The organism is Microbispora sp. H11081 (assembly GCF_012999535.1).
Taxonomy (GTDB): Bacteria; Actinomycetota; Actinomycetes; order Streptosporangiales; family Streptosporangiaceae; genus Microbispora.
In genome coordinates, this window is record NZ_JABBWV010000004.1 from 308,397 (window position 1) to 331,539 (window position 23,143).

General features: G+C 71.2%; 20 protein-coding genes and 1 tRNA gene. 13 read left to right on the forward strand and 8 right to left on the reverse strand.

Translation table 11 applies throughout. The features are described 5' to 3' along the window. The first annotated feature begins 10 nt into the window (after positions 1–10). The 5 genes from HHX31_RS13770 (at position 11) to HHX31_RS13790 (ending at position 3,368) form a co-directional block, all read left to right on the forward strand. Complete coding sequence (locus tag HHX31_RS13770; RefSeq protein ID WP_169948637.1) at positions 11–220, forward strand: GntR family transcriptional regulator; 210 nt, start codon at positions 11–13, stop codon at positions 218–220. Between the two features lie 84 nt (positions 221–304). After that, a tRNA-Leu gene (locus HHX31_RS13775) sits at positions 305–389 on the forward strand. A 420-nt stretch (positions 390–809) separates the two neighbouring features. After that, positions 810–1,541, forward strand: coding sequence for a trypsin-like serine protease (locus tag HHX31_RS13780; RefSeq protein WP_169948638.1), 732 nt, complete (start codon positions 810–812; stop codon positions 1,539–1,541). 55 nt (positions 1,542–1,596) lie between these two features. Beyond that, on the forward strand, positions 1,597–2,400 hold the full coding sequence (locus tag HHX31_RS13785) for a Clp protease N-terminal domain-containing protein (protein ID WP_169948639.1): 804 nt from the start codon (positions 1,597–1,599) through the stop codon (positions 2,398–2,400). Then, on the forward strand, positions 2,397–3,368 hold the full coding sequence (locus tag HHX31_RS13790) for an asparaginase (protein ID WP_169948640.1): 972 nt from the start codon (positions 2,397–2,399) through the stop codon (positions 3,366–3,368). Before HHX31_RS13785 ends, HHX31_RS13790 begins: the two co-directional genes overlap by 4 nt. A gap of 6 nt (positions 3,369–3,374) precedes the next feature. On the opposite strand, the gene HHX31_RS13795 is transcribed toward HHX31_RS13790, so the two are convergent. Further along, positions 3,375–4,808, reverse strand: a complete 1,434-nt coding sequence (locus HHX31_RS13795; protein ID WP_169948641.1) for a cell wall metabolism sensor histidine kinase WalK — start codon at positions 4,806–4,808, stop codon at positions 3,375–3,377. A gap of 475 nt (positions 4,809–5,283) precedes the next feature. On the opposite strand from HHX31_RS13795, the gene HHX31_RS13800 reads away from it, so the two are divergent. The 3 genes from HHX31_RS13800 (at position 5,284) to HHX31_RS13810 (ending at position 7,067) form a co-directional block, all read left to right on the forward strand. After that, complete coding sequence (locus tag HHX31_RS13800) at positions 5,284–6,069, forward strand: Bax inhibitor-1/YccA family protein (protein WP_169948642.1); 786 nt, start codon at positions 5,284–5,286, stop codon at positions 6,067–6,069. Between the two features lie 199 nt (positions 6,070–6,268). Next, positions 6,269–6,487: a DUF4287 domain-containing protein gene (locus HHX31_RS13805; RefSeq protein ID WP_169948643.1), complete on the forward strand. Its 219-nt coding sequence runs from the start codon at positions 6,269–6,271 to the stop codon at positions 6,485–6,487. 169 nt (positions 6,488–6,656) lie between these two features. After that, positions 6,657–7,067, forward strand: a complete 411-nt coding sequence (locus HHX31_RS13810) for a PPOX class F420-dependent oxidoreductase (RefSeq protein WP_169948644.1) — start codon at positions 6,657–6,659, stop codon at positions 7,065–7,067. Positions 7,068–7,116: 49 nt separating this feature from the next. Here HHX31_RS13810 and HHX31_RS13815 read toward each other — a convergent pair whose 3' ends face one another. From HHX31_RS13815 to HHX31_RS13825, 3 genes are all read right to left on the reverse strand, one after another. Beyond that, positions 7,117–8,334: an acetyl-CoA C-acetyltransferase gene (locus HHX31_RS13815; protein WP_169948645.1), complete on the reverse strand. Its 1,218-nt coding sequence runs from the start codon at positions 8,332–8,334 to the stop codon at positions 7,117–7,119. A 311-nt stretch (positions 8,335–8,645) separates the two neighbouring features. Beyond that, the gene (locus HHX31_RS13820; RefSeq protein ID WP_311931774.1) at positions 8,646–9,989 is read right to left on the reverse strand and encodes a PQQ-binding-like beta-propeller repeat protein; all 1,344 of its coding nucleotides are present in this window, start codon (positions 9,987–9,989) and stop codon (positions 8,646–8,648) included. A 71-nt stretch (positions 9,990–10,060) separates the two neighbouring features. After that, on the reverse strand, positions 10,061–11,035 hold the full coding sequence (locus HHX31_RS13825; protein WP_169948647.1) for an SGNH/GDSL hydrolase family protein: 975 nt from the start codon (positions 11,033–11,035) through the stop codon (positions 10,061–10,063). A gap of 120 nt (positions 11,036–11,155) precedes the next feature. Here HHX31_RS13825 and HHX31_RS13830 point away from each other — a divergent pair, with 120 nt between their 5' ends. Together HHX31_RS13830 and HHX31_RS13835 are read left to right on the forward strand one after the other, a co-directional pair. Continuing rightward, positions 11,156–12,526 (forward strand): cystathionine beta-synthase, encoded by a 1,371-nt coding sequence (locus HHX31_RS13830; RefSeq protein WP_169948648.1) that lies wholly within the window; start codon positions 11,156–11,158, stop codon positions 12,524–12,526. 276 nt (positions 12,527–12,802) lie between these two features. Then, positions 12,803–13,942: a cystathionine gamma-synthase gene (locus HHX31_RS13835; protein ID WP_169948649.1), complete on the forward strand. Its 1,140-nt coding sequence runs from the start codon at positions 12,803–12,805 to the stop codon at positions 13,940–13,942. Between the two features lie 4 nt (positions 13,943–13,946). Here the strand turns inward: HHX31_RS13835 and HHX31_RS13840 are convergent, their stop codons facing one another. The 4 genes from HHX31_RS13840 to HHX31_RS13855 form a co-directional block, all read right to left on the reverse strand. Beyond that, positions 13,947–15,164, reverse strand: a complete 1,218-nt coding sequence (locus HHX31_RS13840) for an MFS transporter (protein ID WP_169948650.1) — start codon at positions 15,162–15,164, stop codon at positions 13,947–13,949. A gap of 67 nt (positions 15,165–15,231) precedes the next feature. After that, positions 15,232–15,666 carry a hypothetical protein gene (locus tag HHX31_RS13845; RefSeq protein ID WP_169948651.1) on the reverse strand — a complete coding sequence of 145 codons (435 nt, stop codon included), beginning with the start codon at positions 15,664–15,666 and terminating at the stop codon, positions 15,232–15,234. A gap of 406 nt (positions 15,667–16,072) precedes the next feature. Further along, positions 16,073–18,016 (reverse strand): VWA domain-containing protein, encoded by a 1,944-nt coding sequence (locus HHX31_RS13850; protein WP_169948652.1) that lies wholly within the window; start codon positions 18,014–18,016, stop codon positions 16,073–16,075. Beyond that, a complete protein-coding gene (locus tag HHX31_RS13855) occupies positions 18,013–19,422 on the reverse strand; it encodes a sigma 54-interacting transcriptional regulator (protein ID WP_396710961.1) in 1,410 nt (469 codons plus the stop codon). The genes HHX31_RS13850 and HHX31_RS13855 overlap by 4 nt, the downstream gene beginning before the upstream one ends. A gap of 183 nt (positions 19,423–19,605) precedes the next feature. On the opposite strand from HHX31_RS13855, the gene HHX31_RS13860 reads away from it, so the two are divergent. Genes HHX31_RS13860 through ilvA form a run of 3 tightly spaced genes read left to right on the forward strand, consistent with a single transcriptional unit; the run spans position 19,606 to position 23,138 of the window. After that, on the forward strand, positions 19,606–20,895 hold the full coding sequence (locus HHX31_RS13860; protein ID WP_169948654.1) for an FIST N-terminal domain-containing protein: 1,290 nt from the start codon (positions 19,606–19,608) through the stop codon (positions 20,893–20,895). Then, positions 20,892–21,896, forward strand: coding sequence for an ROK family protein (locus HHX31_RS13865; protein WP_169948655.1), 1,005 nt, complete (start codon positions 20,892–20,894; stop codon positions 21,894–21,896). The genes HHX31_RS13860 and HHX31_RS13865 overlap by 4 nt, the downstream gene beginning before the upstream one ends. Before the next feature lie 27 nt (positions 21,897–21,923). Continuing rightward, positions 21,924–23,138: a threonine ammonia-lyase gene (gene ilvA, locus HHX31_RS13870; protein WP_169948656.1), complete on the forward strand. Its 1,215-nt coding sequence runs from the start codon at positions 21,924–21,926 to the stop codon at positions 23,136–23,138. Positions 23,139–23,143: the final 5 nt, after the last annotated feature.

The window sequence follows — 23,143 nt, forward strand, 5'->3', positions numbered from 1 at the left end:
GGCCGACCATATGACAGGCCGAATTGAGCGAGGCGACCTCAAGCCGGGACAGCGGCTACCTTCGGAGCTGGATCTCTCCGAGCAGTACGGCGTGGCACGGATGACCATCAGGCGCGCCATGAAGGAGTTGCGGGATCGGGGCCTCATCCGCAGCGTCCACGGCAAGGGCACCTACGTGCAGGCGCCGCCGGCCACCGAAGCCGCTGTCACGGACGAGTGAGCCAGGCCGGAAAGGCCGGCAGGACGGGACTGTGCCCCATGCGTGCCCAGGATGACAGCAAGAGGGGCACCAGAGAGCGGTTGCGCCAGCTCAGAAGGCACGCTGAGGCGTGGTAGCGGGACCCCTTAAAAGGGCTGTGGTGTGGGTTCGAGTCCCACCGGGGGCACCATCGCCTTCCAGCATCCATAAGGCCGTGACCAGCGCAAGCCCGTTCGCCGAGGGCTCCGCCGCGCCAGTGTCCATGGCCGGCGGTTGATCGACTCCGTTGCGTGTCCTGCCCGGTACGCCCTGGAAATAAAACGCTCCGAGCGCGCCGAGATGCGTTTCCGAGCCTGTTCTACGTGACCGGCAATGCGCATGGCGTAAACGCGCGGAAGCGCACCTGACACCGGGTGTCAACTGCAGGGGCCGGCGGTCCGGCCGAGTGGCTCGCGTACCGGCGGTAGGACCGGCCCGCGGGCCGGATCGCCGGTGATCGCGGCGATGCTCTCCCGGTAGATCTTCCTGCTCGGGTTTGCCACGGGGAACCCATGCTCGGATACATTTGCGCATGCGTTTCGTCCTTTTTGTCATGGTTATTGCTGGTTTGGTGGTTGCGACCGTCGCGCCGGCCTCGGCCATCACCCATGGCACGGTCGATACGGAGCACCCGGAGGTAGGCGCACTGATCGGCGACGCCCCGGAACGCGACGGCACCTGGGCGTACTGCACGGGCACGCTCATCTCGCCGACCGTCTTCCTCACGGCCGCCCACTGCGGGCACAAGGGACAGAAGACCGCACGGGTCTCCTTCGCCGGCCACTACAAGGCCGGAGGCGAGCTCCACGCCGGTCGCTTCGTGCCCGACCCTCGCTACACGGGCAAGAACGAACTCCATGACATGGCGGTCGTCGTGTTCCCCACCCCCGTACGCGGCATCACGCCGGCCATGCTGCCGTCACTCGGTCTGCTCGACCGGCTCGAGGCCGACGGCGTGCTGAAGACCGCGCGCTTCACCCCGGTCGGGTACGGCTCGGTGGAGCCCACGAAGAATCGGCACGAACTGCGGTTCCACTACACGGACACGCGCAGCCGGACGTCCATCTCCTTCAAGAACCTCCGTGGCAGGTGGCTCGAACTGGCGCCGGACTCGCGCGACGAGGGCGGGACCTGCTACGGCGACTCGGGCGGCCCCAACTATCTGGGCGGCCCGAGCTCGAAGCTGCTCGTGGCCACGACGATCAGCGGGCTGGACGACGCCTGCCAGTTCGTCAACCTCGACTACCGCCTCGACACGCCGTCGGCCAGGAAGTTCCTCCGGGACTTCGTCGCGCTTCCCTGACGCCGCCCGATTGGGGTTATAGACATATGCCCCCAGTGGGGGTACTGATTGATGCATGCCTAAGATCAATGTCTATCTGCCGGACGATCTCGCGGAGGCGGTCAAGGAGGCGGCCCTGCCGGTGTCCGCCATCTGCCAGCGCGCGCTGGAGCAGGCGGTCCGCCGGGTGGCGGCCATCAGGGAGAGCGTCCTCGGCGACGTCGAGATCGACGACCCCCGCCTGTCGCACTTCACCGCCAGGACCCGCGCGGTCCTCCGGCTGGCGCTGGAGCGGGCGAGGACCGAGGGCGCCTCGGGAGTCGGCACCGAGCATCTGCTCGCCGCGATGCTGGCCGAGGGCCGGAACCTCGCCCTGCACGTCCTGCGCGCCATCGAGATCGAGCCCGCCCTGCTCGAACGCGACCTCGCGAGCCGCCGGTCGTCCGCACCCGCCCCGGCGGCGGGCGCGGAGCCGGCCGGGGACGGGGGAGCGCGGGAGGACGGTCCGATCCGGTTCGAGACGACCGCCGCCAACGCGCTCGAACTGACGGTGACCGAGGCGCACGCGCTGGGGCACAACTACATCGGCTGCGAGCACCTGCTGCTCGGCCTGGTCGGGGAGCCGGACGGGGTCGCCGGGCAGGTGCTGCGGGCGAGGGGCGCCGAGCCCCGTCTCACGCGGCGCGCGGTCACCGCGGCGCTCGCCGGTTACGTCCACCTCCGGGCGCAGGGGCAGGAGGCCGCCAAGGACACCACTTCGGACACCATGCGGATCGTGGCGGCGGCCGTACGGCAGGAGATCGCTCCGCTCCTGCGGCGCGTCGAGCGGCTGGAGCGGCACGCCGGGGTCGGCGCGCCCGCCGAGGACGGCGCCTCGTGACCGGACGCGTGCTGCTGGTCGCCACGGGCGACGTCATGGCGTACGCCCGCCACACCGGCCGCCCCGGGCTCGCGACGGCCGCCGGCCTGCTCGCGACCCTGCCGGACGGCCTCGGTGTGGAGGTGGTGACCGAGGACGTCCAGGCAGAGCCGAGCTGGGACACCTCGCCCTCCACGATGCTGCGGTTGGCGAGGCGGGCCAGGTCGGCCCTGCTCGACGAGGGGTTCGACGGCGTGGTCGTCACCCACGGCCTGGACACGATCGAGGAGACGGCCTTTCTCACGGACCTGATGGCCGGGCCCGCCGCCACGCGCGGCGGCATCGTGCTGACGGGCGCGGTGAGAGCGCTGGACGAGCTGTCGAGCGACGGCCCGCGCAACCTCGCGTCGTCCCTGGTCGCCGCCGCCGATCCCGCTCTGCGCGGCGTCGGCGCGGTGGTCTGCGCCGACGACGAACTGCACGCCGCCCGATGGGTCACGATGAGCGACGCGACGGGAGTGAGGGCCATGTCCTCGGCCCCCGCGCCGATCCTCGGCAGAGTGGTGGACGGGCGGGCCGAGCCGACCGCCCCGCCGCCGCCACGGCCCCCGGCCGCGCGAGGGGAGCCCGAGTCGCACGTCGCACTGATCAAGACCTACCCGGAGATGGACCCCGTGCTCCTCACGGCCGTCGTGGACGCCGGCGCCAGGGGCGTCGTGCTGGAGGGCACCGGCGCGGGAAACGTGCCGATCACCCTCTACGCGGCCATCGCCGAACTGACGGAGTGGGACATCCCCGTGGTCGTCGCCTCGCGGTGCCGGACCCGGCCCGTCGCGCTGGAGGACCTGCCGCCGGGGCTGGGACTGGCCGCGAAGGTCGGCGCCATTGGGGCGCGCGGGCTGGCCGCGGCGAAGGCCAGGGTCGCCCTGATGGTGGCGCTCGGCGGAGGCGGGCGGCAGGCCGTCCAGGACTGGTTCGCCCGCCTCTGACCGCCGTCAGGCCCGGCTGCCCCCTGCCCGTCCCCGCGCCGCCTCCAGCTGCGCGGTCAGGGCGTACGGACGCTCGCCGTTGCGGCTCTCGGGGTGTGCCGCCGCGGCGTCGTTGTTCGGCGGGCAGCCGGAGACCGGCACCCACATCACGAACATGGCGCCGCCGTACGTCGACTCGGCGGCGGTGAGCGTGCCGCAGTGGGCGCGGGCGATGTCGCGGGCGATGGCCAGACCGAGCCCGGTGCCGCCGTGACCCCGGCTGCGCGCCGTGTCCGACCTGGCGAACCGCTCGAAGATCCGCTCTCGTTCCCCGACGGGGACGCCGGGGCCGTCGTCGGAGACCCACAACTTCACGAAGCCCTCGTCACGCCGGAGTCCGACCTCGACCACGCTCCTGGCATGCCGCTGCGCGTTGTCGAGCAGGTTGGTCAGCAGGCGGGCGAGGTGGCGCGGCGCCGCGTGCATTCTGACCTTGTCCTCCAGGTCGAGGCGCACGAGGATGCGGTCCGTCCGGCGGGCGACCTCGTCCCTGACCAGCGCCGTGACGTCCACGGTTTCGCGGTCAGGGGCCGCCGCCCCGACCTTCGCCAGCAGGAGCAGGTCGTCGATGATCACTTCCAGCCGCTCCACGTCGAGCAGCGCGTCCCGCAGCAGCGACCGCAGATCGGTGTCGTCTGGATGCAACTGCGCCTCTTCGAGTTGGGTGCGCAGGCCGGCGAGCGGGGTGCGCAGTTCGTGCGAGGCGTCCGCGGCGAACTCGCGCTGCCGCCGCAACGCGCGCTCCGTGGTCAGCTTCGCCTGCTCGATGCGGGCGAGCGTGCTGTTCACGGTGCGCGCGAGCTGTACGATCTCGTCGTCTCCTGCCGGTACGGGCACCCGGGTGTCCAGGTCGTTCACGTTGACGGCGGCCAGGTCGCTGCGGATGGCCTCCACGGGCCGCAGGGTGCGCCCCGCGACCTTCCAGGTGGCCCACGCGGTGAGCAGTACGAGCACGGCCACCTCCACGGTGAACAGCAGGTCGAACATCTCGACGGGAGTGAAGCCGTCGACCGGGCGTCCCGCGTATACGACGGGGGAGTCCGGCCCGGGCACCACCCGGAGCGCCGACAGGCGCAGGCAGCCGGCCCCGTCGTGCGCGCAGGTCAGCAGGTCCTGCATCGGATCCTGCTGGGACGGCCAGAAGGAGGTCATCGGGGGCAGTCCCCGCGCGGCGGGCGACGCGGCGAGGACCCGCCGGTTCGGAGCCACCACCTGGATCATGCTGATCCCGGCCACCTGCGGGGTGATGATGTTCCGCAGGTGGCCGGCCCGCCATGCGGCGGCCGTCAGCGCGGCCTCCTGCCGGGCGTCGAGCCAGACCGCGGTGGCGAACGCCTGCCGGGCCAGCACGCTGCCCAGGATCCCGGTGGGGATCAGCAGCAGGGTGGCGAGAGCCGTCACCAGGACGGTGATACGTCCCCGGATGGAGTGAGGCCGGAACCTCCGCAGTAATGGTGGGCCGCTGATGTTCATCGCCGTCCTCCTTGCGATGGCGTTCCCTGCGGCACTCGCGGCGGCGGCCGGCTCCATGTGGACGAGTCGGCCGCGTCCGGACGGCACGCGGTGCCCGAGAAATTCGGGATGAGGCTCGCAACGGCAGGCGGACCGGTCGTGTGGCTGTTCTGCCTGGTCAGGCCGCTACCTTCATGGCTCCGAACTACGCTAGCATTAAACTTGAGGAACTCAAGTAAAGGAATTGTTCAAGTTCTGATCCCCGCCCGAAGCGGACGTGTTCCCGGCGGGAACTCGCCCGGAACCCCGCTCGTTGCCACTGCGGAGGAGTGGCGCTCACACTTGTCGGGGCACCGCTCCTCGGGCAGCATCCCCACTAGGCCGCGCAGCGGCTGATCAGTTAGTCGCGTCCTGGAGGCAGCGAATGGAGAGCAGGAACCCCATATTCAGTCGGCGCGGGGCCGCTGGTCAGCAGACATGGGCCGGTCCGACGCCCAGCGTGCAGCAGTTGAACCAGATGTACGCCACCCCCTCGTACGCTCCCCCGTCTGAGCGGGCCATGACGATCGACGACGTCGTGGTGCGTGGCTTCATGACCCTCGGCACGCTCGTCGTCTCGGCGGCCCTGGCGTGGTACTTCGACCTCGGCTGGGGGCTCGCTGCGCCGGCGATGATCGTGGGCCTGATCCTCGGGCTCATCGTGTCGTTCAAGCAGAGCACGAACCCGGCGCTGATCCTCGGCTACGCGCTGTGTTACGGCATCGCCATCGGCGTGCTGAGTCACATGTACGAGACGCGGTTCAACGGCATCGTCCTGCAGGCCGTGCTCGGCACGATGGTCGCCTTCGGCGGCACGCTCGCGGTGTACGCACTGAAGATCTTCCGGCCGACGCCGAAGTTCACCAAGTTCGTGCTCGCGGCCGGGTTCGCCGCGGTCGGCCTGATGCTGATCAACTGGATCGCGAGCATCTTCGTCACCGGTGGCCTCGGTCTGCGCACCGACAGCCCCATGGGCTGGATCTTCAGCGTCGCCATGATCCTGCTCGGCTGCTTCTTCCTGCTGCTGGACTTCAGCCAGGTCGAGGACGGAGTGCGGGCCGGAGTGCCTGAGCGCTACTCGTGGCTGATGGCGTTCGGCCTGACCCTGAGCCTTGTCTGGCTCTACCTGGAGATCCTCCGCTTCATCAGCTACTTCACCAGCAACGATTAGCCGTACGAGTAGCCGTACGAGCGAAAGGGGTGTCGTTCCTCCGGGAGCGGCGCCCCTTTGTCGCGTTATAGCAGCATCTGGTGATCGGCGCCGTAATTTTCGATCAACATCTTGTAACAAATCTATGCCGCCGAGGGCTTGTCAATCGCGGACCGGTGATGCACTGTGACACAAAGCAGCCTTTTCCGTGGAGGTGCCCATGTCGTTGAACCACTCACCGGAGACCCAGAACAAGCTGATCGCCCGCGTCCCGTCCATAACCGGGCGAGAACTCCCAGAGTGGTTCGAAGCCATCGACAACGGTCCGTCGTTCCTGCGCTGTGACGAGCGGGCCAACTGGCTCGCCGACGAGCACGGGCTGAGCCACGGCTACGCCGCCGCGATCGTCCGCGAGCACGAGCGGCGTCGTCGCTTCTAGCGAACACCGGAGCGCAGGAGGGGCAGTGCCATCCCGCGCACACAGCACCAGCAGCGATCCGCGAGCAGCACCCTCGAGTCTCGGCCTCACAAGCACCGAGCATCCGTGACGAAAACCCGTAGCGACACTGAGCGCCCGCACCGGTCCGGTGCGGGCGCATCATTGTTCTATGGATCTCGACAAGGCACGTGACTTCGTCAGGAACAACCACCGTGCGGTCATGCTGACCCGGTATCCGGACGGACGACCGCAGACCTCCCCGGTGACCGTCGGCTGCGACCCGGACGGCCACATCGTGATCAGCAGCCGCGAGACGGCCGTCAAGACCAAGAACCTGCGGAAGAACCCCCAGGTCGTGCTCACCGTGATGACCGACGCCTTCTACGGCGAGTGGATGCAGATCGAGGGCACCGCCCGGGTCATCTCGCTGCCGGACGCGATGGACCACCTGGTGCGGTACTACCGCGACATCAGCGGTGAGCACCCGGACTGGGACGACTACCGCGACGCGATGATCAAGGACAAGCGTGTGATCATCCAGGTCGAGATCACCCGCGCGGGCCCCGACCACCACGGCTGACACGACGCCGGTCCCGGCCGTGGGCCGGGACCGGCGTGAACCGCGTCGCTCAGGACAGCCGCTCCAGCACCATCGCCATGCCCTGGCCGCCGCCGACGCACATGGTCTCCAGCCCGATCGACTTGTCGTGGAACCGGAGGCTGTTGACCAGCGTGGAGGTGATGCGGGCGCCGGTCATGCCGAACGGGTGGCCCACCGCGATCGCCCCGCCGTTGACGTTCAGCCGCTCTATGTCGATGCCCAGCTCCTGGTAGGAGGGGATCACCTGGGCGGCGAACGCCTCGTTGATCTCGACCAGGTCGACGTCGTCGATCGCCATGCCCGCGCGGGCGAGGGCCTGCCGCGACGCCTCGATCGGGCCCAGCCCCATGATCTCCGGCGACAGGCCGGTGACACCGGTCGACACGATCCGGGCGAGCGGCGTGATGCCCAGCTCGGCGGCCTTGGTGTCACTCATGACGATCACCGCGGCCGCGCCGTCGTTCAACGGGCAGCAGTTGCCCGCCGTCACCGTGCCGTCCGGCCGGAACACCGGCTTGAGCTGCGAGACCGCCTCGTACGTCGTGCCGGCCCTGGGGCCGTCGTCCTTGCTCACCACCGAGCCGTCGGGAAGCGTCACCGGGGTGATGTCGCTCTCCCAGAAACCGTTCGCGATGGCCTTCTCGGCCAGGTTCTGCGAGCGCACGCCGAACTCGTCCTGCTCACGCCGCGACACGCCCTTCAGCGCCGCGACGTTCTCGGCCGTCTGGCCCATCGCGATGTAGACGTCCGGCAGCGCGCCGTCCTCACGAGGGTCGCGCCAGACCGGAGCCCCGCCCTTCGCGGTCTCCTGCGTCCGCGCCGCCGCCTGGCCGAACAGCGGGTTCTGCGCCTGGGGCATGTCCGAGCTGCCGTTGGCGAAGCGGGAGACGGTCTCGACACCCGCCGAGATGAACACGTCTCCCTCGCCCGCCTTGATGGCGTGGAACGCCATCCGGGTCGTCTGAAGGGAGGAGGAACAGTAGCGAGTCACCGTGGTGCCCGGCACGTTGTCGAGCCCGAGCAGCACGGACACCACACGCCCGAGGTTGTGGCCCTGCTCGCCGCCGGGGAGCCCACAGCCCAGCATGAGGTCGTCAACGTCGTTCGGATCGAGCTGCGGCACCTTCGCCAGCGCCGCACGGATCATCTGTACGGTCAGGTCGTCCGGGCGGATGTCCTTGAGCGACCCCTTGAAGGCGCGGCCGATCGGCGACCGCGATGTCGCCACGATGACTGCCTCGGGCATGTGACTCTCCTGCCTGATCTCGGGCCCCTCCACCCGGGGTTCGGGGGGCCTCCTCCCCGGAGGTTACCCCTCAGTACTCTTGCCGCCACGCTCTGGGCCCCACTCACCAGAATTTTGTACTACTGCACAGCGTTCCCCGCTTCGCTCGGCGTTTCCCGCTTCGCCATCGGGCCGCTCACTTCCGCCGTCTTCCTTCGTCACGTGCTCGCTCGTTCCTCGCTGCGCCCGTTCCTCAGTCCAGATCGGCGGCGCGGCCCTCCGGCTCGCTCGGTGTCTCCCGCTTCGCCGTTGGGCCGCTGGGTGTGCCGGCGTCAGCCGTACATGCCGGGGGTGGTGGCGGTGCCGTCGTTGACGGCGTGGAGGGCGCCCTTCTCGTCGCGCCACAGGCGCCAGCCGTTCTGGCCTCCGGTGAACCAGGAGGGCGGGGCGGAGGAGGAGTCCTTGCGCTTGCCCGTGGCCAGGTCGAACTCGCACAGCGCCGCGATCGAGTAGAACCCGGGGGTCATGCCGCGCAGCGGCAGCGGCTTGGGGTCGGTCACGCAGAACGACCATCCGGTCGTGCCGCTGACCGGGGTCGGCTCGCCGGTGCTCAGGTCGAAGACCGTGCCGGGCGCGTCGCGCTTGAGGAAGCCGAGCTTGTTCATCTCCGGCGGGAAGGCCAGCCACCAGCCGGACCCGGGGACCTGCGTCGGCGTGATCTGCCCCAGGACCCGTCCGGTCTCGGCGTCGAGCCGGGCGAACCCGCCGTACTGGCCCTGCTCGTCGACCGGCCGGACGACCGGCGCGTACGCCGGGTTGCCGCTGGGGTAGACGCGGACGACGGACGGCCGCATCCAGTCGACGGCGCCGTCGGTGAGACGCGCGGAGAACAGGCCGAACGTCGAGGTCTCCCCGCTCTTGGGGTTGGTGTACGGCGCGACATAGCCGATGATCTTGTCGCCCGTCGCGCCGAAGGCCCAGCCTCCGCTCAGGTCGACGCCGGGGCCGAGGGCCTGCTCGATCGGCAACTGCCAGACGATCTTGCCGTCCTTGATCGTACGGGCCTCCAGCACCGGATGTGAGGCGAGCCTGAGCAGGACGACCTTGTTCGGGTCGGACCACTCGACCTCGGCGATGCCGGGCAGGCGCCACTTCACGGCGCCGTCGCGGGGGTCGAGGACCACCACGCGGGCCGAGGAGAGTTCGGTGTCCTCCGAGACGCAGACGTACGGCCCGCAGCGCTGCGGGCCGAAGGTGGACCGCACGGGCCTGACCCACTTCTGCTGCCCGGTGCGGGCGTCCCTGGCCACCAGTGTGGCGCCCTTGCGCCCGGCGGCGGCCGGGTCGAGCGACACCACCACGGCCTGCCCGCCGCCGACCTCCACCGTCGCGGGGGCCTGCACCCCCATGCCGGGGAGGCGTCCCACCATCGTCGCGGGCTGCGCCCACAGCCGGCGCCCAGTGGCGAGGTCGAGCGCGACGGTCTCCAGTGAGCCGTCGGGCCGCAGCGACGTCGTCGCCGCGACGCCGCCTCCCGTGGTGGCCCGGCTGACGGTGTTCACCTGCGTGTTGTGCCAGGCCGGGTAATCCTTGGCGGCCTCGTCGCCGCCGGAGCAGCCGGTGAGGGCGCCGCCGGTCAGCAGGGCGGTCGCGGCGAGGGCCAGAGCGGGTCTCACGTGGTTCACCTGGGGCCGGATCATTTCGCTCCTACAGGGGGTGATGGCCCGGCCGCGTAAGGTGACCGGCCCTAGGCGTTCGGAAGCGGCCCGGGTCTCCGGCGGAGCAGCGCCGCCCACCGTCCATGGGGGCCGACCGCCCGGCCGGCGACACGGGTCGCGGTGACCTCGGTGCCGGGTTCCTCCACGGCCATTGCGGCCAGAAGGTATTGCGATCCTTCGACGCGCACGGGTTCCGGCTCAGGCCACAACCCCAACGCGGCGCATACAGACGGTAGCACTGCGTACGCGGCTTGTAGGTAACCTCGGGCAGATGGATGAAAACGATCAGGTCCGAACATCTCTGCCGGGTTCGCGGCGAATTCGGGCCCGAGCAGGTCGGCGAACGCCACGGTCCGCCCGCCCGCCTCGATCACGGCGACCGTCTGGGCCGCGGCGAGCTGCCGCGACCAGCGCCGGGTGACCCAGCGGAGCGGCTGTGCGATCGGGCGGACACTGCCCAGGTCGGGGCAGGTCCCCACGACCACCTCCGCGCCGCCCTCGCGCAGCCGGCGCACCGCCTTCTGGAGATGGCGTACGGCCTTGGCCGGCGGGGTGGCCGTGGTCACGTCGTTGGCCCCCACGAAGACGACCGCGATCTCCGGCCTGGTCTCCAGCACGCGGTCCACCTGCACGCCGAGGTCCGCCGACGCCGCGCCCGACCGGCCCGCGACGGTGAGGCTGACCGGGCGCTCGGCCACGGCCGCGAGGCCGTACGCGATCCGTACGGCGGGGGTGTCCTCGGGGCGGAGCATGCCGAGGCCGACCGACGTGGAGTCGCCGAGCACGGCCATCCTGATGGGCTCTCCTGGATAGGCGCCGTACACGCCGTCGGCCTGGGGCCCGTCGAGGCCGTGCGGCTGCCCCACGATCCTGCGGGCGAGGACGGCCTCGGCCATCAGCAGGCCGTACGTGACGGCTCCCAGGGCCGTGAGCCCGCCTCCGCCCACGGCGGCGGCGGTGGCGATGCGGCGGGCGGCGCGCACCGCGCCCGACGTACGGAACACCCGTCCTCCCCATGCTCACGGTACGGTTTGAGGGAGAAATTAGCCGAGTTCCGGCCACCCCAATCGGAACCCCGGCTGACGGCAGGCTGACAAGCTTCGGCAAACAAGGTGGTCATCCCGGTGCGCGTATACGACTCGCTGGTGGAGCTGATGGGCGACACGCCGCTCGTCCGGCTGCGCAAGGTCACGGCGGGCGCGCCCGCTCAGGTCCTCGCGAAGGTGGAGTACTTCAATCCCGGCGGTTCCGTGAAGGACCGCATCGCGGTGCGGATGATCGAGGCGGCCGAGCGGAGCGGCGAGCTCAAGCCCGGCGGCACGATCGTCGAGCCGACATCGGGCAACACCGGGGTGGGCCTGGCCATCGTGGCGCAGGAGAGGGGCTACCGCTGCCTGTTCGTCTGCCCGGACAAGGTGGCCCAGGACAAGATCAACGTGCTCCGGGCGTACGGCGCGGAGGTCGTGGTCTGCCCGACCGCGGTCTCGCCCGACCACCCCGACTCGTACTACTCGGTGTCGGACCGGCTGGCCCGCGAGATCCCGAACGCCTGGAAGCCCGACCAGTACTCCAACCCGGAGAACCCGGCGAGCCATTACCACTCGACCGGTCCCGAGATCTGGGAGCAGACCGAGGGCAGGATCACCCATTTCGTCGCGGGAATCGGCACCGGCGGCACGATCAGCGGGACCGGCAAGTACCTCAAGGAGGTCTCCGGCGGCCGGGTCAAGGTCATCGGCGCCGACCCGATCGGATCGGTCTACTCCGGCGGCACCGGCCGTCCGTACCTCGTCGAGGGCGTGGGCGAGGACATCTGGCCCGCCACGTACGACACCACGATCTGCGACGAGATCATCGCGGTCTCCGACAAGGACTCGTTCGGCATGACGCGCAGGCTCGCCCGCGAGGAGGCGCTGCTCGTCGGCGGATCGTGCGGCATGGCAGTGGTGGCGGCCGTACGGGTGGCCCAGGCGGCCGGGCCTGACGACGTCGTGGTCGTGCTGCTGCCGGACGGCGGCCGCGGCTACCTGTCCAAGATCTTCAACGACGAGTGGATGGCCGACTACGGGTTCCTCACCACGTCGAGCGAGGAGGGCCTGGTCGGCGACGTACTGGGGCGCAAGACGCCAGGGCTGCCGGAGTTCGTCCACGTCCACCCGGACGAGACGGTCGGCACCGCGATCTCGATCATGCGGGAGTACAACGTCTCCCAGTTGCCGGTCATGAAGGAGGAGCCGCCGGTCATGGCGGCCGAGGTCATCGGCTCGATCCTGGAGCGCGACCTGCTGGAGGGTCTCTACCGGGGGCGGGTGCGGTCCGAGGACGAGATCGGCAGCCACATGTCCGCGCCGCTGCCCATGATCGGGTCCGGTGAGCCGGTGGCACGGGCCGTCGAGGCGCTGGAGAAGGCCGACGCCGCGGTGGTGCTGGACGACGGCAAGCCGGTGGGCATGGTCACCCGCCAGGACCTGCTCACCTTCCTCGCCAACCACTAACCCCCCACCCCCCCCGCGTGATCTTGTAGTTTGTCGCAGAGGCATGGCTTGACCAGGGCGTACGCCCTCCGCGATCATGCAGAAAATCGTTGCGCACCCCGTCTGGCCTGGGTAAACAGCATCCGTGATCTTGCAAATGCAAGATCGCGGAGCGCGTCCGGGCAGGTCATGCGGCGAGGTCGAGAATAAGTGCAAGATCACGAAAGGTGTTTGAGCAGTTCACGGCTCTTTTTGCGACAAACTCCAAGATCACGGGGGGAGGGTACGCTCGACTGCATGAACCATGGTTTCGAGACGCTGGCCATCCACGCGGGTCAGGAGGCGGACCCGCACACGGGAGCCGTCGTACCGCCCATATACGCCGTGTCCACCTACAAGCAGGACGGCGTGGGCGGCCTGCGGGCGGGATACGAATACAGCCGGTCGGCCAACCCGACCAGGACCGCCCTGGAGGAGGCACTGGCCGCCGTCGAGGGCGGCGTGCGCGGGCTCGCCTTCGCGTCGGGCCTCGCCGCTGAAGACACGCTGCTGCGCACCGTCTGCAAGCCCGGCGATCACGTGGTGATCCCCGACGACGCGTACGGCGGCACCTACCGGCTGTTCTCCCGGGTGCTCCAGGAGTGGGGGGTCACCTTCGACCCGGTGCCGCTCGGCGACCTGGACGCGGTCCGCGCCGCCGTACGGCCGGAGACGAAGGCGATATGGGTGGAGACGCCGACGAACCCGCTGCTGAACGTGGCGGACATCGCCGCGCTGGCGGACGTCGCCCACGACGGCGGCGCCGTGCTCGTGGTGGACAACACGTTCGCCTCGCCCTACCTGCAGCAGCCGCTCAGCCTGGGCGCGGACGTCGTGGTCCACTCCACGACCAAGTACGTCGGCGGGCACTCCGACGTGGTCGGCGGCGCGCTGGTCACCCGGTCCGCCGACTTCGGTGATCGGCTGGCCTACCACCAGAACGCGATGGGCGCGGTCGCCGGGCCGTTCGACGCCTGGCTGACGCTGCGCGGCCTCAAGACGCTGGGTGTGCGCATGGACAGGCACTGCGACAACGCCGAGCGCGTGGTCGACCTGCTGCTGTCGCACCCGAAGGTCGTCCAGGTGCTCTACCCGGGCCTGCCCGAGCACCCGGGTCACGAGGTCGCGGCCAAGCAGATGCGGCGTTTCGGCGGGATGGTGTCGTTCCGCGTAGAGGGCGGCGAGGAGGCGGCCGTGGAGGTCTGCAACCGCGCCACGCTGTTCACGCTCGGGGAGTCCCTGGGCGGCGTCGAGTCGCTGATCGAGCACCCGGGCCGGATGACCCACGCGTCGGCCGCCGGGTCGCCGCTGGAGGTTCCGGGAGACCTGGTGCGTCTGTCGGTCGGCATCGAGACCGTCGACGACCTCCTGGCCGACCTCTCCGAGGCGCTCGGCTGAGGTCTCAGCGCCCGCCACGCCCCGGGGCGGCAGGCTCCGGGGCGGGGTGGCGGGCGCCGGCCACCCATCGTTCGCACAGGAGGGCGACGAGGGCCGTGGCCGTCAGCAGGGCGCCGGCCATGGTCACGTTGCGTACGCCGGAGTGGTCGATGAGCGCGCCGCCGAGCAGCGAGCCGCCCGCGATGCCGACGTTGAAGGCCGAGCCGCTGCCGGCCGAGGCGATGTCGGTGCTGCCGGGGGCCACCTGCAGCGCGCGGCTGGCGATGGCGGCGGCCAGCGCGCTGAACGACATGCCGGTCACGCACAGGGCCGTCACCACCACCGGCTGCAGAGCGCCGAAGGCGTACATGGCGAGCAGGGCGCAGGTGATGAGGGCGAGCGGTCCGATGAGAGCGGCCCTGGGCCGGCTGTCGAGCAGCCGGCCCACTATGACCGTCCCGGTGACCCCGGCGATCCCGGACGCGAGCAGTAGCGGGCTGAGCGCGCCCGGGCTGAACCCGCCGAACTCCAGCAGGAACGGCGTGATGTAGGTGTACGCGGTCAGGTAGCCGCCCACCCCGATGACGGTGGCGACGATCAGAAGCGCGTAGCGGCGGCCGTCCGGGGTCGCGCCGCGGCCCGGCTCGTGGCGCTCGACGCCGGCGCCCGCCTGCCTGGGGCCGGGCATCAGGGCTGCCACGGTGACGCAGGTGACCAGGCCGACGGCGGCGGCCAGAGCGAAAGCGGTACGCCAGCCGACCTGCTGGCCGAGCCAGGTGCCCGCCGGTACGCCGAGTACGGGCCCGAGCGCGCTGCCGATCGACATCCGGGCGATCGCGCGTCCCCGCTTCTCCGGGGGGAACATCGCCGCGGCGGCCGGGGTCGCGACCGACCAGAACAGCGCCTGGGTGGCGGCGACCAGCAGCCGGGCGGCCAGCAGCGTCGGATAGTTGGGCGCCACGGCGGTCAGCAGCATGCCCGCGACGAACACGGCCAGCGTGGCGGTGAGCAGCCTGCGCCGCGGCACCCGCTGGGTCAGCCGGGTGAGCGGCAGCGACGCCAGCACCACGACCGCGGCGTACCCGGTGACGAGCAGGCCCGTCTCGGACGGCGACCTGTCCAGGTCGGCGGCCATCACCGTGAGCAGCCCGATGGGCAGCACCTCCGCGGTGACGTAGGTGAAGGCACCGACGGCGAGGGCGACCAGCGCCCACGCCGCCCGTCGTTGCGTCGTAAGGTGCACCCGCTCCTCTTTCCCCCGATTCCGGCCAAAGACGTTCTACCGGACATTCGACGAAAAGAGGGAATGATTATGACGGGTTGAAGAAGACCATCAGGAAGAGGATGACGAGCCAGAGCAGCGCGCTGATGCCGGCCAGCGCGGCGATCCGCCCGGTCTGCACCTTCGCGTCGTCTTCCGTCGACTCGCTGGACAGCGCCGCGATGGCCGTGCGCTGGTCACGCTCGACGATCACCAGCAGGACGGCCGCGACGATGAACAGCGTCATCGACACCGACAGGTACGGCGCGCCGAGCGCGCCCCGGCCCAGCAACAGGCCGAACAGGAAGACCCCGATCGTGAGCAGGCCGAAGAGCCTGGTCGCGCGATGCAGGTATCGCAGCACGTTCACGTCCCGCGCCCGGATGTAGCGCGGGGTGACGCTCGTGACGGCCGTGAGCGGACCGAGCGCGAAGATGGCGAATCCTATGTGCAGCCACAGCAGCAGATGGTCGAGAGGCGACATGGCCAGAGGTTATCGCCTGCCCCCGGAGGTCCGCAGGCGGCGGAACGCGTCCGCCCGGAGCGCCGGGAGGCTACTTCCGGCGACGGGGGCGGTTGTGCACCGCCATCTCGTACAGCACCGTGGTGACGATCATGAGGACGACGAGGCCGACCGCTGCGAACATCGGGAGCGCTCCTTCCACCGGCATGTGGAACGACCAGCGCGAACGTGGGATGCCTGTCTATCGTCCGCCGATTGCAGCCCGGTCGGCAATCGATTATCGCTTCACCGGCCAGGGCCGCCGTCCCCGCTCACGTCCGCTGCCCGGTGCTTCCGGCCCCCGCGGGACGCGCCCCCAATTCGCGCCGACTTGTCTAGAAATGCCCGGAGTGCAGTACGGGCAACCGTCACGACGCGCTGCAGCGCCTCAGCGGGTGCGGCGGGCGCGCAGGAAGTCGCTGACGACGTACTCGCCGAGGCGGTCGGCGCTCGCGGAGAAGACGCGGCCGCCGTTGCGCCGGGCGACCTCGTCCACGAACTCGCGCAGTCGGTCGTCCGCGGCCAGCATGAAGACGTTGATCGTCGCGCGCCGCCTGGTCATCTTGTCGACCTCGGCGAGCGTCAGCGTGAGCGTCTCCTGAGAAGGAGGCCACTCGAAGCGCGGCACGCCGCCGCGCGTCAGGTGCGCCGTCGGCTCACCGTCGGTGACCACCAGGACCACCGGCTCGAAGTCCGGGTGCCGGTCGAGGTGCCGGCCCGCGATCATCAGCGCGTGGTGCAGGTTGGTGCCCTGGACCATGTCCCATTCGAGCCCGGCCAGCTCGTCGGGCAGCAGCACCCTGGCGTAGTTGGAGAACCCGATGATCTGCACCGCGTCCTGCGGGAACTTCGAGGCGACCAGCGCCTGCAGGGCGAGCGCGGTCTGCTTGGCCGCCGCCCAGGTGCCGCGCAGGGCCATCGAGTAGGACAGGTCGACCAGCAGGCAGACGGCCGCCGCCGAGCGCCGTTCGGTCTCCACGACCTCGAAGTCGTCCACCGACAGGGTGACGGGCGAGCCACCGCCCCGCCGTACGCCGTTGACCACCGTACGGACGACGTCGATGGGCTGCTCGTCGCCGAAGCGCCACGCGCGGGTCGAGCCGGTCGGCTCGCCGGCTGTGCCCGCGTCGCGCTGGTCGTGGTCGCCGCGGCGGCCAGAGTCGAGCGAGGCGAAGACGCGGCGCAGGGCGGTCTCCCCGAGGCGGCGTACGGCCTTGGGCGTGAGCTCCAGCTTGCCGCGGGTGCGCCGCAGGTAGCCCTGGGCCTCCAGCTCGCGCTCGACCTGCCGCAGGGCCTCCAGGTCGTCCACGGCCGAGCGGCCGAGCGCCCGCCGGATGGCGGCCTCGTCGATGTCGTCGAGCCGGGCGCCGGGGTAGTCCTGGCGGAGCGCGGCCTCAAGTTCGCCGAGGTCGCCCAGTTCCTGCAGGGCGGACACGGCGTCGCCCATGCCCGTCGGCTGCTCGCCGGAGACCCGTTCTGGGGTGCCCCAGGCGAGGTCGGGACGGCGGGCGTGGAGGGAGTCGCCGAGACGCCGCATCTGCTCGGCCAGGCCGGCCTGCTCCAGCGTCTGGTTGATCAGCCCGGCCAGTTCCTCGCGCTGCTCCGGGGTGAGCGAGGCGAGCAGCCGCTGCGCGGCGGCGGCCCGGCGGGCGAGCTGGTCGACCAGCTCGTCCAGGTTCCGCGGATTCTCGGGGAACATGTCCCCATATTTCTGCATGAACTGGTCAAAGTCGGCCTGGGTGTGCTCGCCCCGGGCGTCGCGGTCCAGCATGTCGTTGAGGTCGGACATCATCTGCCTGACCCGTTCCATGGCGGCCGGGTCGGGATTGGCCAGCGCGTCGCGCATGCCGCGGAACTGGCTGTCGAGGACCTCCCTGCGCAGCAGGTCGCGCAGCTCCTCGAACGTCTGCCCCGCCGCGGCCGACCGCCAGTCGTATTCGGCCAGCTCCTGGACCGCCCGCGCCGTGTCCTGCGGCAGCGCGTCGAGCGCCGACTCGCGGAAGCGCGCGTCGTCGGAGGGATCGGGGAACAGCTCCGCGCGCTCCTGGCCGATCGCCTTGTCGAGCAGGGCGCGGACCCGTTCGAGCGTGCCGTCGAGCCGGGTGTTGTCCCGCAGGTCGCGGCGCCGCCGCCGCACCTGGCGGAGCAGGTCGTCGAGGCCCCGGCGGTCGGGAGCTCCGGGCAGCCCGCGCCGCAGCAGGTCGCGCAGCGCGTCGAGCGGCGTCGAGCCGGACAGGACGGCGTCGCCCATCTCGTCCAGCGCGGAACGCACGTCGTACGGCGGGGCCAGCGGGTCCGGCCCGTCGTGAAACTCCCGGTAGAAGTAGCTCACGTGCGGTACACCGTCGCGCCGTCGGTCTCGTCCTTCGACAGCCTGCGCATCAGGTAGAGCCCTTCCAGCGCGAACTCCAGCGCCGCGGCGGCGTGGCCGGGCGACTCGTCGCCCTCGCCCATGCCGAGCCGCGCCATGATCTTCGAAAGGCCCTCGACGCGGCCGATCCTGCGCAGCAGTTCGTGGGCCGGCACCAGCTCACCCGACTCCACCTGCGCGCCCTCGCCGAACCTGTCCAGCAGCGGCGCGAGGTCGGCGCCGCCGAGCGAGCCGCGGAACGTCTCGGCCGTCGCGCGGCGCAGCAGGTGGGCGAGCACATCGGTCTCCCGCCCCTCCTCGCTGACCTCGAACTCCACCTTGCCGCGCAGCGTGTGGACGACGCCGGGCAGGTCGCACACGCGGGTGACGGCCCGTTCCTCCCCGGTCAGCGCGGCCCGCCGTACGGCGGAGGCGGCGGCGGTCTCGGCGGCGGCGATCGAGAAGCGGGCCGACACGCCCGAGCGGGAGTCGACGGCGGTGGACTCGCGGACCAGGCGGGTGAACCGGGCGATCACCTCGACCAGGTGCTCGGGCAGCTCCGCGCCGAGGGCGTCGAGCTCGGCCTCCTGACGGATCAGGACCAGCTCGTCCTCGACCGTACGGGGATAGTGCGTGCGGATCTCCGCGCCGAAGCGGTCCTTCAGCGGGGTGATGATCCGGCCGCGGTTGGTGTAGTCCTCCGGGTTGGCGCTGGCGATCAGCAGGATGTCGAGGGGGAGCCGCAGGTTGTAGCCGCGGACCTGGATGTCGCGCTCCTCCAGCACGTTGAGCAGCGCCACCTGGATGCGCTCGGCCAGGTCGGGCAGCTCGTTGACGGAGAAGACGCCCCGGTTGGTCCTCGGGACCAGGCCGTAGTGGACGGTCTCCGGGTCGCCGAGCGTGCGCCCTTCCGCGATCTTGATGGGGTCGACGTCGCCGATGAGGTCGCCGACCGAGGTGTCCGGGGTGGCCAGCTTCTCGCCGTACCGGTCCTCGCGGTGCCGCCACGCGACCGGCAGGTCGTCACCGTGGGCGGCGGCCAGCCGCCGGCACCTGACGCAGACCGGCGCGTACGGATGGTCGTTGATCTCGCAGCCCTCGACCACGGGCGACCACTCGTCGAGCAGGCCGGTGACGGTGCGGATCAGGCGGGTCTTGCCCTGGCCGCGCTCGCCGAGGAGCACGAGGTCGTGGCCCGCGATCAGGGCCCTCTCCAGGTTGGGCAGGACCGTCTCGTCGAAGCCGACGATGCCGGGGAACCTGGCCTCGCCGGCCCGCAGCCGGGCCAGGAGGTTCTCCCTGATCTCGGCCTTGACCGTTCGGTATTGATGTCCACTCTCGCGCAGTTCACGCAGAGTGCTGGGGGCAGGCGTGGGCGATTTGTGCACGGAGTCGAGCCTACGTCCCCATCGGGGCATCCGGCAGCCGAGTTCGGGGAGACACGGCATGGGAGGAACGGCGCGAGAGCGCGCCCAATTGGCGGGGCGCCCCGTGCGTTGACCTCCGTTCAGTGGGGAGAATCGGCCCAGGGAAACAGTCACGGAGAAAGAGAGGGCGAGACTATGGCGGTAATGACGAGCCGCTTCGCCGACGGTCTCGCCGTGGGTGCCAACCTGGTGGAGGTGGCCGAGACGGCCGTGCGCCAGGCGTTGGCCGGCCTGTCGGGTCCGCCAGATCTCGTGTGCTTCTTCGTGTGCGGGGACGACCCGGACGACGTGGCCCAGGCCGGGCGGCGGGCGATGTCCGTGGCGTCCGGGGCCGACGTGATCGGCTGCAGCGCGACCGGTGTGATCGGACACGGCCAGGGCGTGGAGCTGACCCCGGCCGTGAGCGCGTGGGCGGCCTCCCTCGGCGGGGCCAGGATCGACACGTTCATCCTGGAGACGCTCAGGACGGAGGACAGGTACGTGGTCGTGGGGCTGCCGGAGCGCGTCCCCGACGACCGCGCGGCGATCCTGCTCGCCGACCCCTACAGCTTCCCGACGGACGCGTTCGTCGAGCACTCGCACGAGGTGCTGGGCACCCTGCCGATCGTCGGCGGCCTGGCCAACGGGCTGCAGGGCCGCGGATCGGTGCGGCTGTTCGCCAACGGGGAGGTCCACGACTCCGGCGCGATCGGCGTGGTCATCGGGGGCGAGGTGAGCGTGGGCACCCTCGTGAGCCAGGGCTGCCGGCCGATAGGTCCTTCGATGGTCGTCACCCGCGCGGAGGACAACGTGCTGCTGGAACTCGCCGGCCAGCCCGCCCTGGCGCGCCTGGAGGACATCGTCAGCGCCCTCGACGAGGAGGACCGCGACCTGGTCGCCGCGGGCTTACAGATCGGCATCGCGATGGACGAGTACGCCGAGCGCCACGAGCGCGGCGACTTCCTGATCCGGGGGGTCATCGGCATCGATCCCGAGCGTGAGGCGGTGGCCGTCGGCGACGTGATCGAGATCGGCAGGACGGTGCGGTTCCAGGTCAGGGATGCCGAGACGGCCGACGAGGATCTCTACGAACTGCTCGACGATCACCTGCGGGAGCATTCGGGCCGGGTCGAGGGCGCGCTGCTGTTCTCGTGCAACGGCAGGGGCGCCGGCATGTTCGGGTCGGCCGACCACGACGCGCTCGCCGTACGCGAGACGCTGGGGCCGATCGGGGTGGCGGGGTTCTTCGCCGCGGGCGAGGTCGGGCCGGTGAGCGGGCACAACCACGTCCACGGTTTCACCGCCTCGCTGCTCGTCTTCTCGGGCGGCGGCGGGTTCTCCAGCGGCACCGGCCTGTCCGGTGAGACGGGCTTCGCCGGTGGCAGGGGCTTCCCGGGCGGCGCCGGTTTCTCCGGTGACACGGGCTTTCCGGGTGACACGGGAACGGGCGCGTGAGCGACCTCGTCCTGGCCGTCGACATCGGCGGCACGAAGTTCGCGGCAGGCCTGGTGGATCCGTACGGGCGGGTGGTCGCCGCCGAGCGGGTCGCCACCCCGCCGGGCGGCGACGCCGAGACCCTGTGGGAGACGCTGACCACGCTGCTCGACCGGCTGGACCTGCCCGACGCGCTCGCCGGCGTGGGCGTCGGCTGCGGCGGGCCGATGACCTGGCCAGAGGGGGAGGTCTCGCCCCTCAACATGGGTGGCTGGCGCGGTTTTCCGCTGCGGGGAAGGCTTGCGGAACGGTTTCCCGGCGTTCCTGTCCGCGTCCACAACGACGCGATCTGCCTGGCCGTCGCGGAGCACTGGCGCGGCGCGGGACAGGGGAGCGCGGCCATGCTGGGGATGGTCGTGTCGACCGGCGTCGGCGGCGGGCTGATCCTCGGCGGCAGGCTCATCGACGGCGGCACCGGCAACGCGGGCCACATCGGGCACGTGGTGGTCGACCCCGAGGGCCCGCCGTGCGGTTGCGGCGGCCACGGCTGCCTGGAGGCGGTCGCCCGCGGCCCCGGCCTCGCCGCCTGGGCGCTCGCCCAGGGCTGGTCGCCGAGCGCCGCGGCCGCTCCGCAGGAGGCTCGCCACGGGGAGCCTGGCCAGGAGGACGTGGCGCTCTACCAGGAGGAGGGCACGGCCACCGCGCGCCGCCTCGCCGCCGACGCCGCGGCGGGCGACCCGGTCGCGCTGGCCGCGATGACCAGGGCCGGCCGAGCCCTCGGCGTCGCGATCGCCTCGGCCGTCAACCTGTGCGACCTCGATCTCGTGACCGTCGGCGGCGGGCTCAGCCAGGCGGGCGGCCTGCTGTTCGCGCCGCTGGAGGAGGCGCTGCGCGAGCACACCCGCCTGGGGTTCGCCGGGCGGGTGCGGGTCGTGCCCGCCGCCCTCGGCCAGGACGCCGGTCTCGTCGGGGCCGCCGCGCTCGTGGCGGCGGGTGACAGGTACTGGTCGCCGGAGCGCTGAGGTGCCGGAACCTGTGATGATGGGCGCATGGCTGTCCCACAGGTGACGTACGAGGACGTCGTCGCCGCACGCGAGTCGCTGGCGGACGTGGCGGCGCTGACGCCCGTCCTGCATTCACGGCTGCTGTCCGAGATCGTCGGCGGTTCTGTGCATCTGAAGTGCGAGAACCTCCAGCGGGCCGGGTCGTTCAAGGTCCGCGGGGCGTACGTGCGGATCGCGCGGCTGAGCGAGGAGGAGCGGTCCCGGGGGGTGGTCGCGGCCAGCGCGGGCAACCACGCGCAGGGCGTGGCGCTGGGATCGTCGCTGGTCGGCGCCAAGTCGACCGTATACATGCCCGAGGGCGCGCCGCTGCCGAAGGTGGAGGCCACCCGGGCGTACGGCGCGGACGTGGTCTTCGCGGGGCACACGGTCGACGAGGCGCTGAAGGCGGCCAAGGAGCACGCGGACCGGACCGGCGCGGTGTTCATCCACCCGTTCGACCACCCCGACGTGGTCGCGGGGCAGGGCACGGTCGGCCTGGAGATCCTGGAGCAGCTTCCCGGCACCGCCACGATCGTGGTGCCCATCGGCGGCGGGGGCCTCGCGGCCGGGGTCGCGCTCGCGGTGAAGTCCCAGCGTCCGGGGATCAAGGTGGTGGGCGTGCAGGCCGAGCGGGCCTCCGCCTACCCCGACTCGCTGGCCGCGGGCCGTCCGGTCATGGTCGAGCCCGCGTCCACGATGGCCGACGGGATCGCGGTCGGGCGGCCGGGCGACCTGCCGTTCGAGCTGATCCACTACCTGGTGGACAGCGTCGTCACGGTGTCGGAGGAGTCGCTGTCGCGGGCCCTGCTGTTGTGCCTCGAACGCGCGAAGCTGCTGGTGGAGCCGGCCGGGGTGGCGGGGGTGGCGGCGCTGCTCGACCAGCCGCACGCGTTCGAGCCGCCGGTCGTCGTCGTGCTGTCCGGCGGCAACATCGACCCGCTGCTGCTGGCCAGGGTGTTGCGGCACGGCCTCGCGGCCGCGGGCCGCTATCTCGCCTGCCGCATCCGGCTGACCGACCGTCCGGGGGCGCTGGCCGCGCTGCTGGCCAGGCTCGCCGACCTCGGGGCCAACGTGCTCGACGTGGTGCACGAGCGGTTCGGCTCCCGGCTGCATCTGGAGGAGGCCGAGGTCCTGCTGCAGTTGGAGACCCGGGGTCCCGCGCACTGCGACGAGGTGCTGAGCGCGCTGCGGCGGGACGGCTACAAGCTGCTGTTCTCCTGATCGGG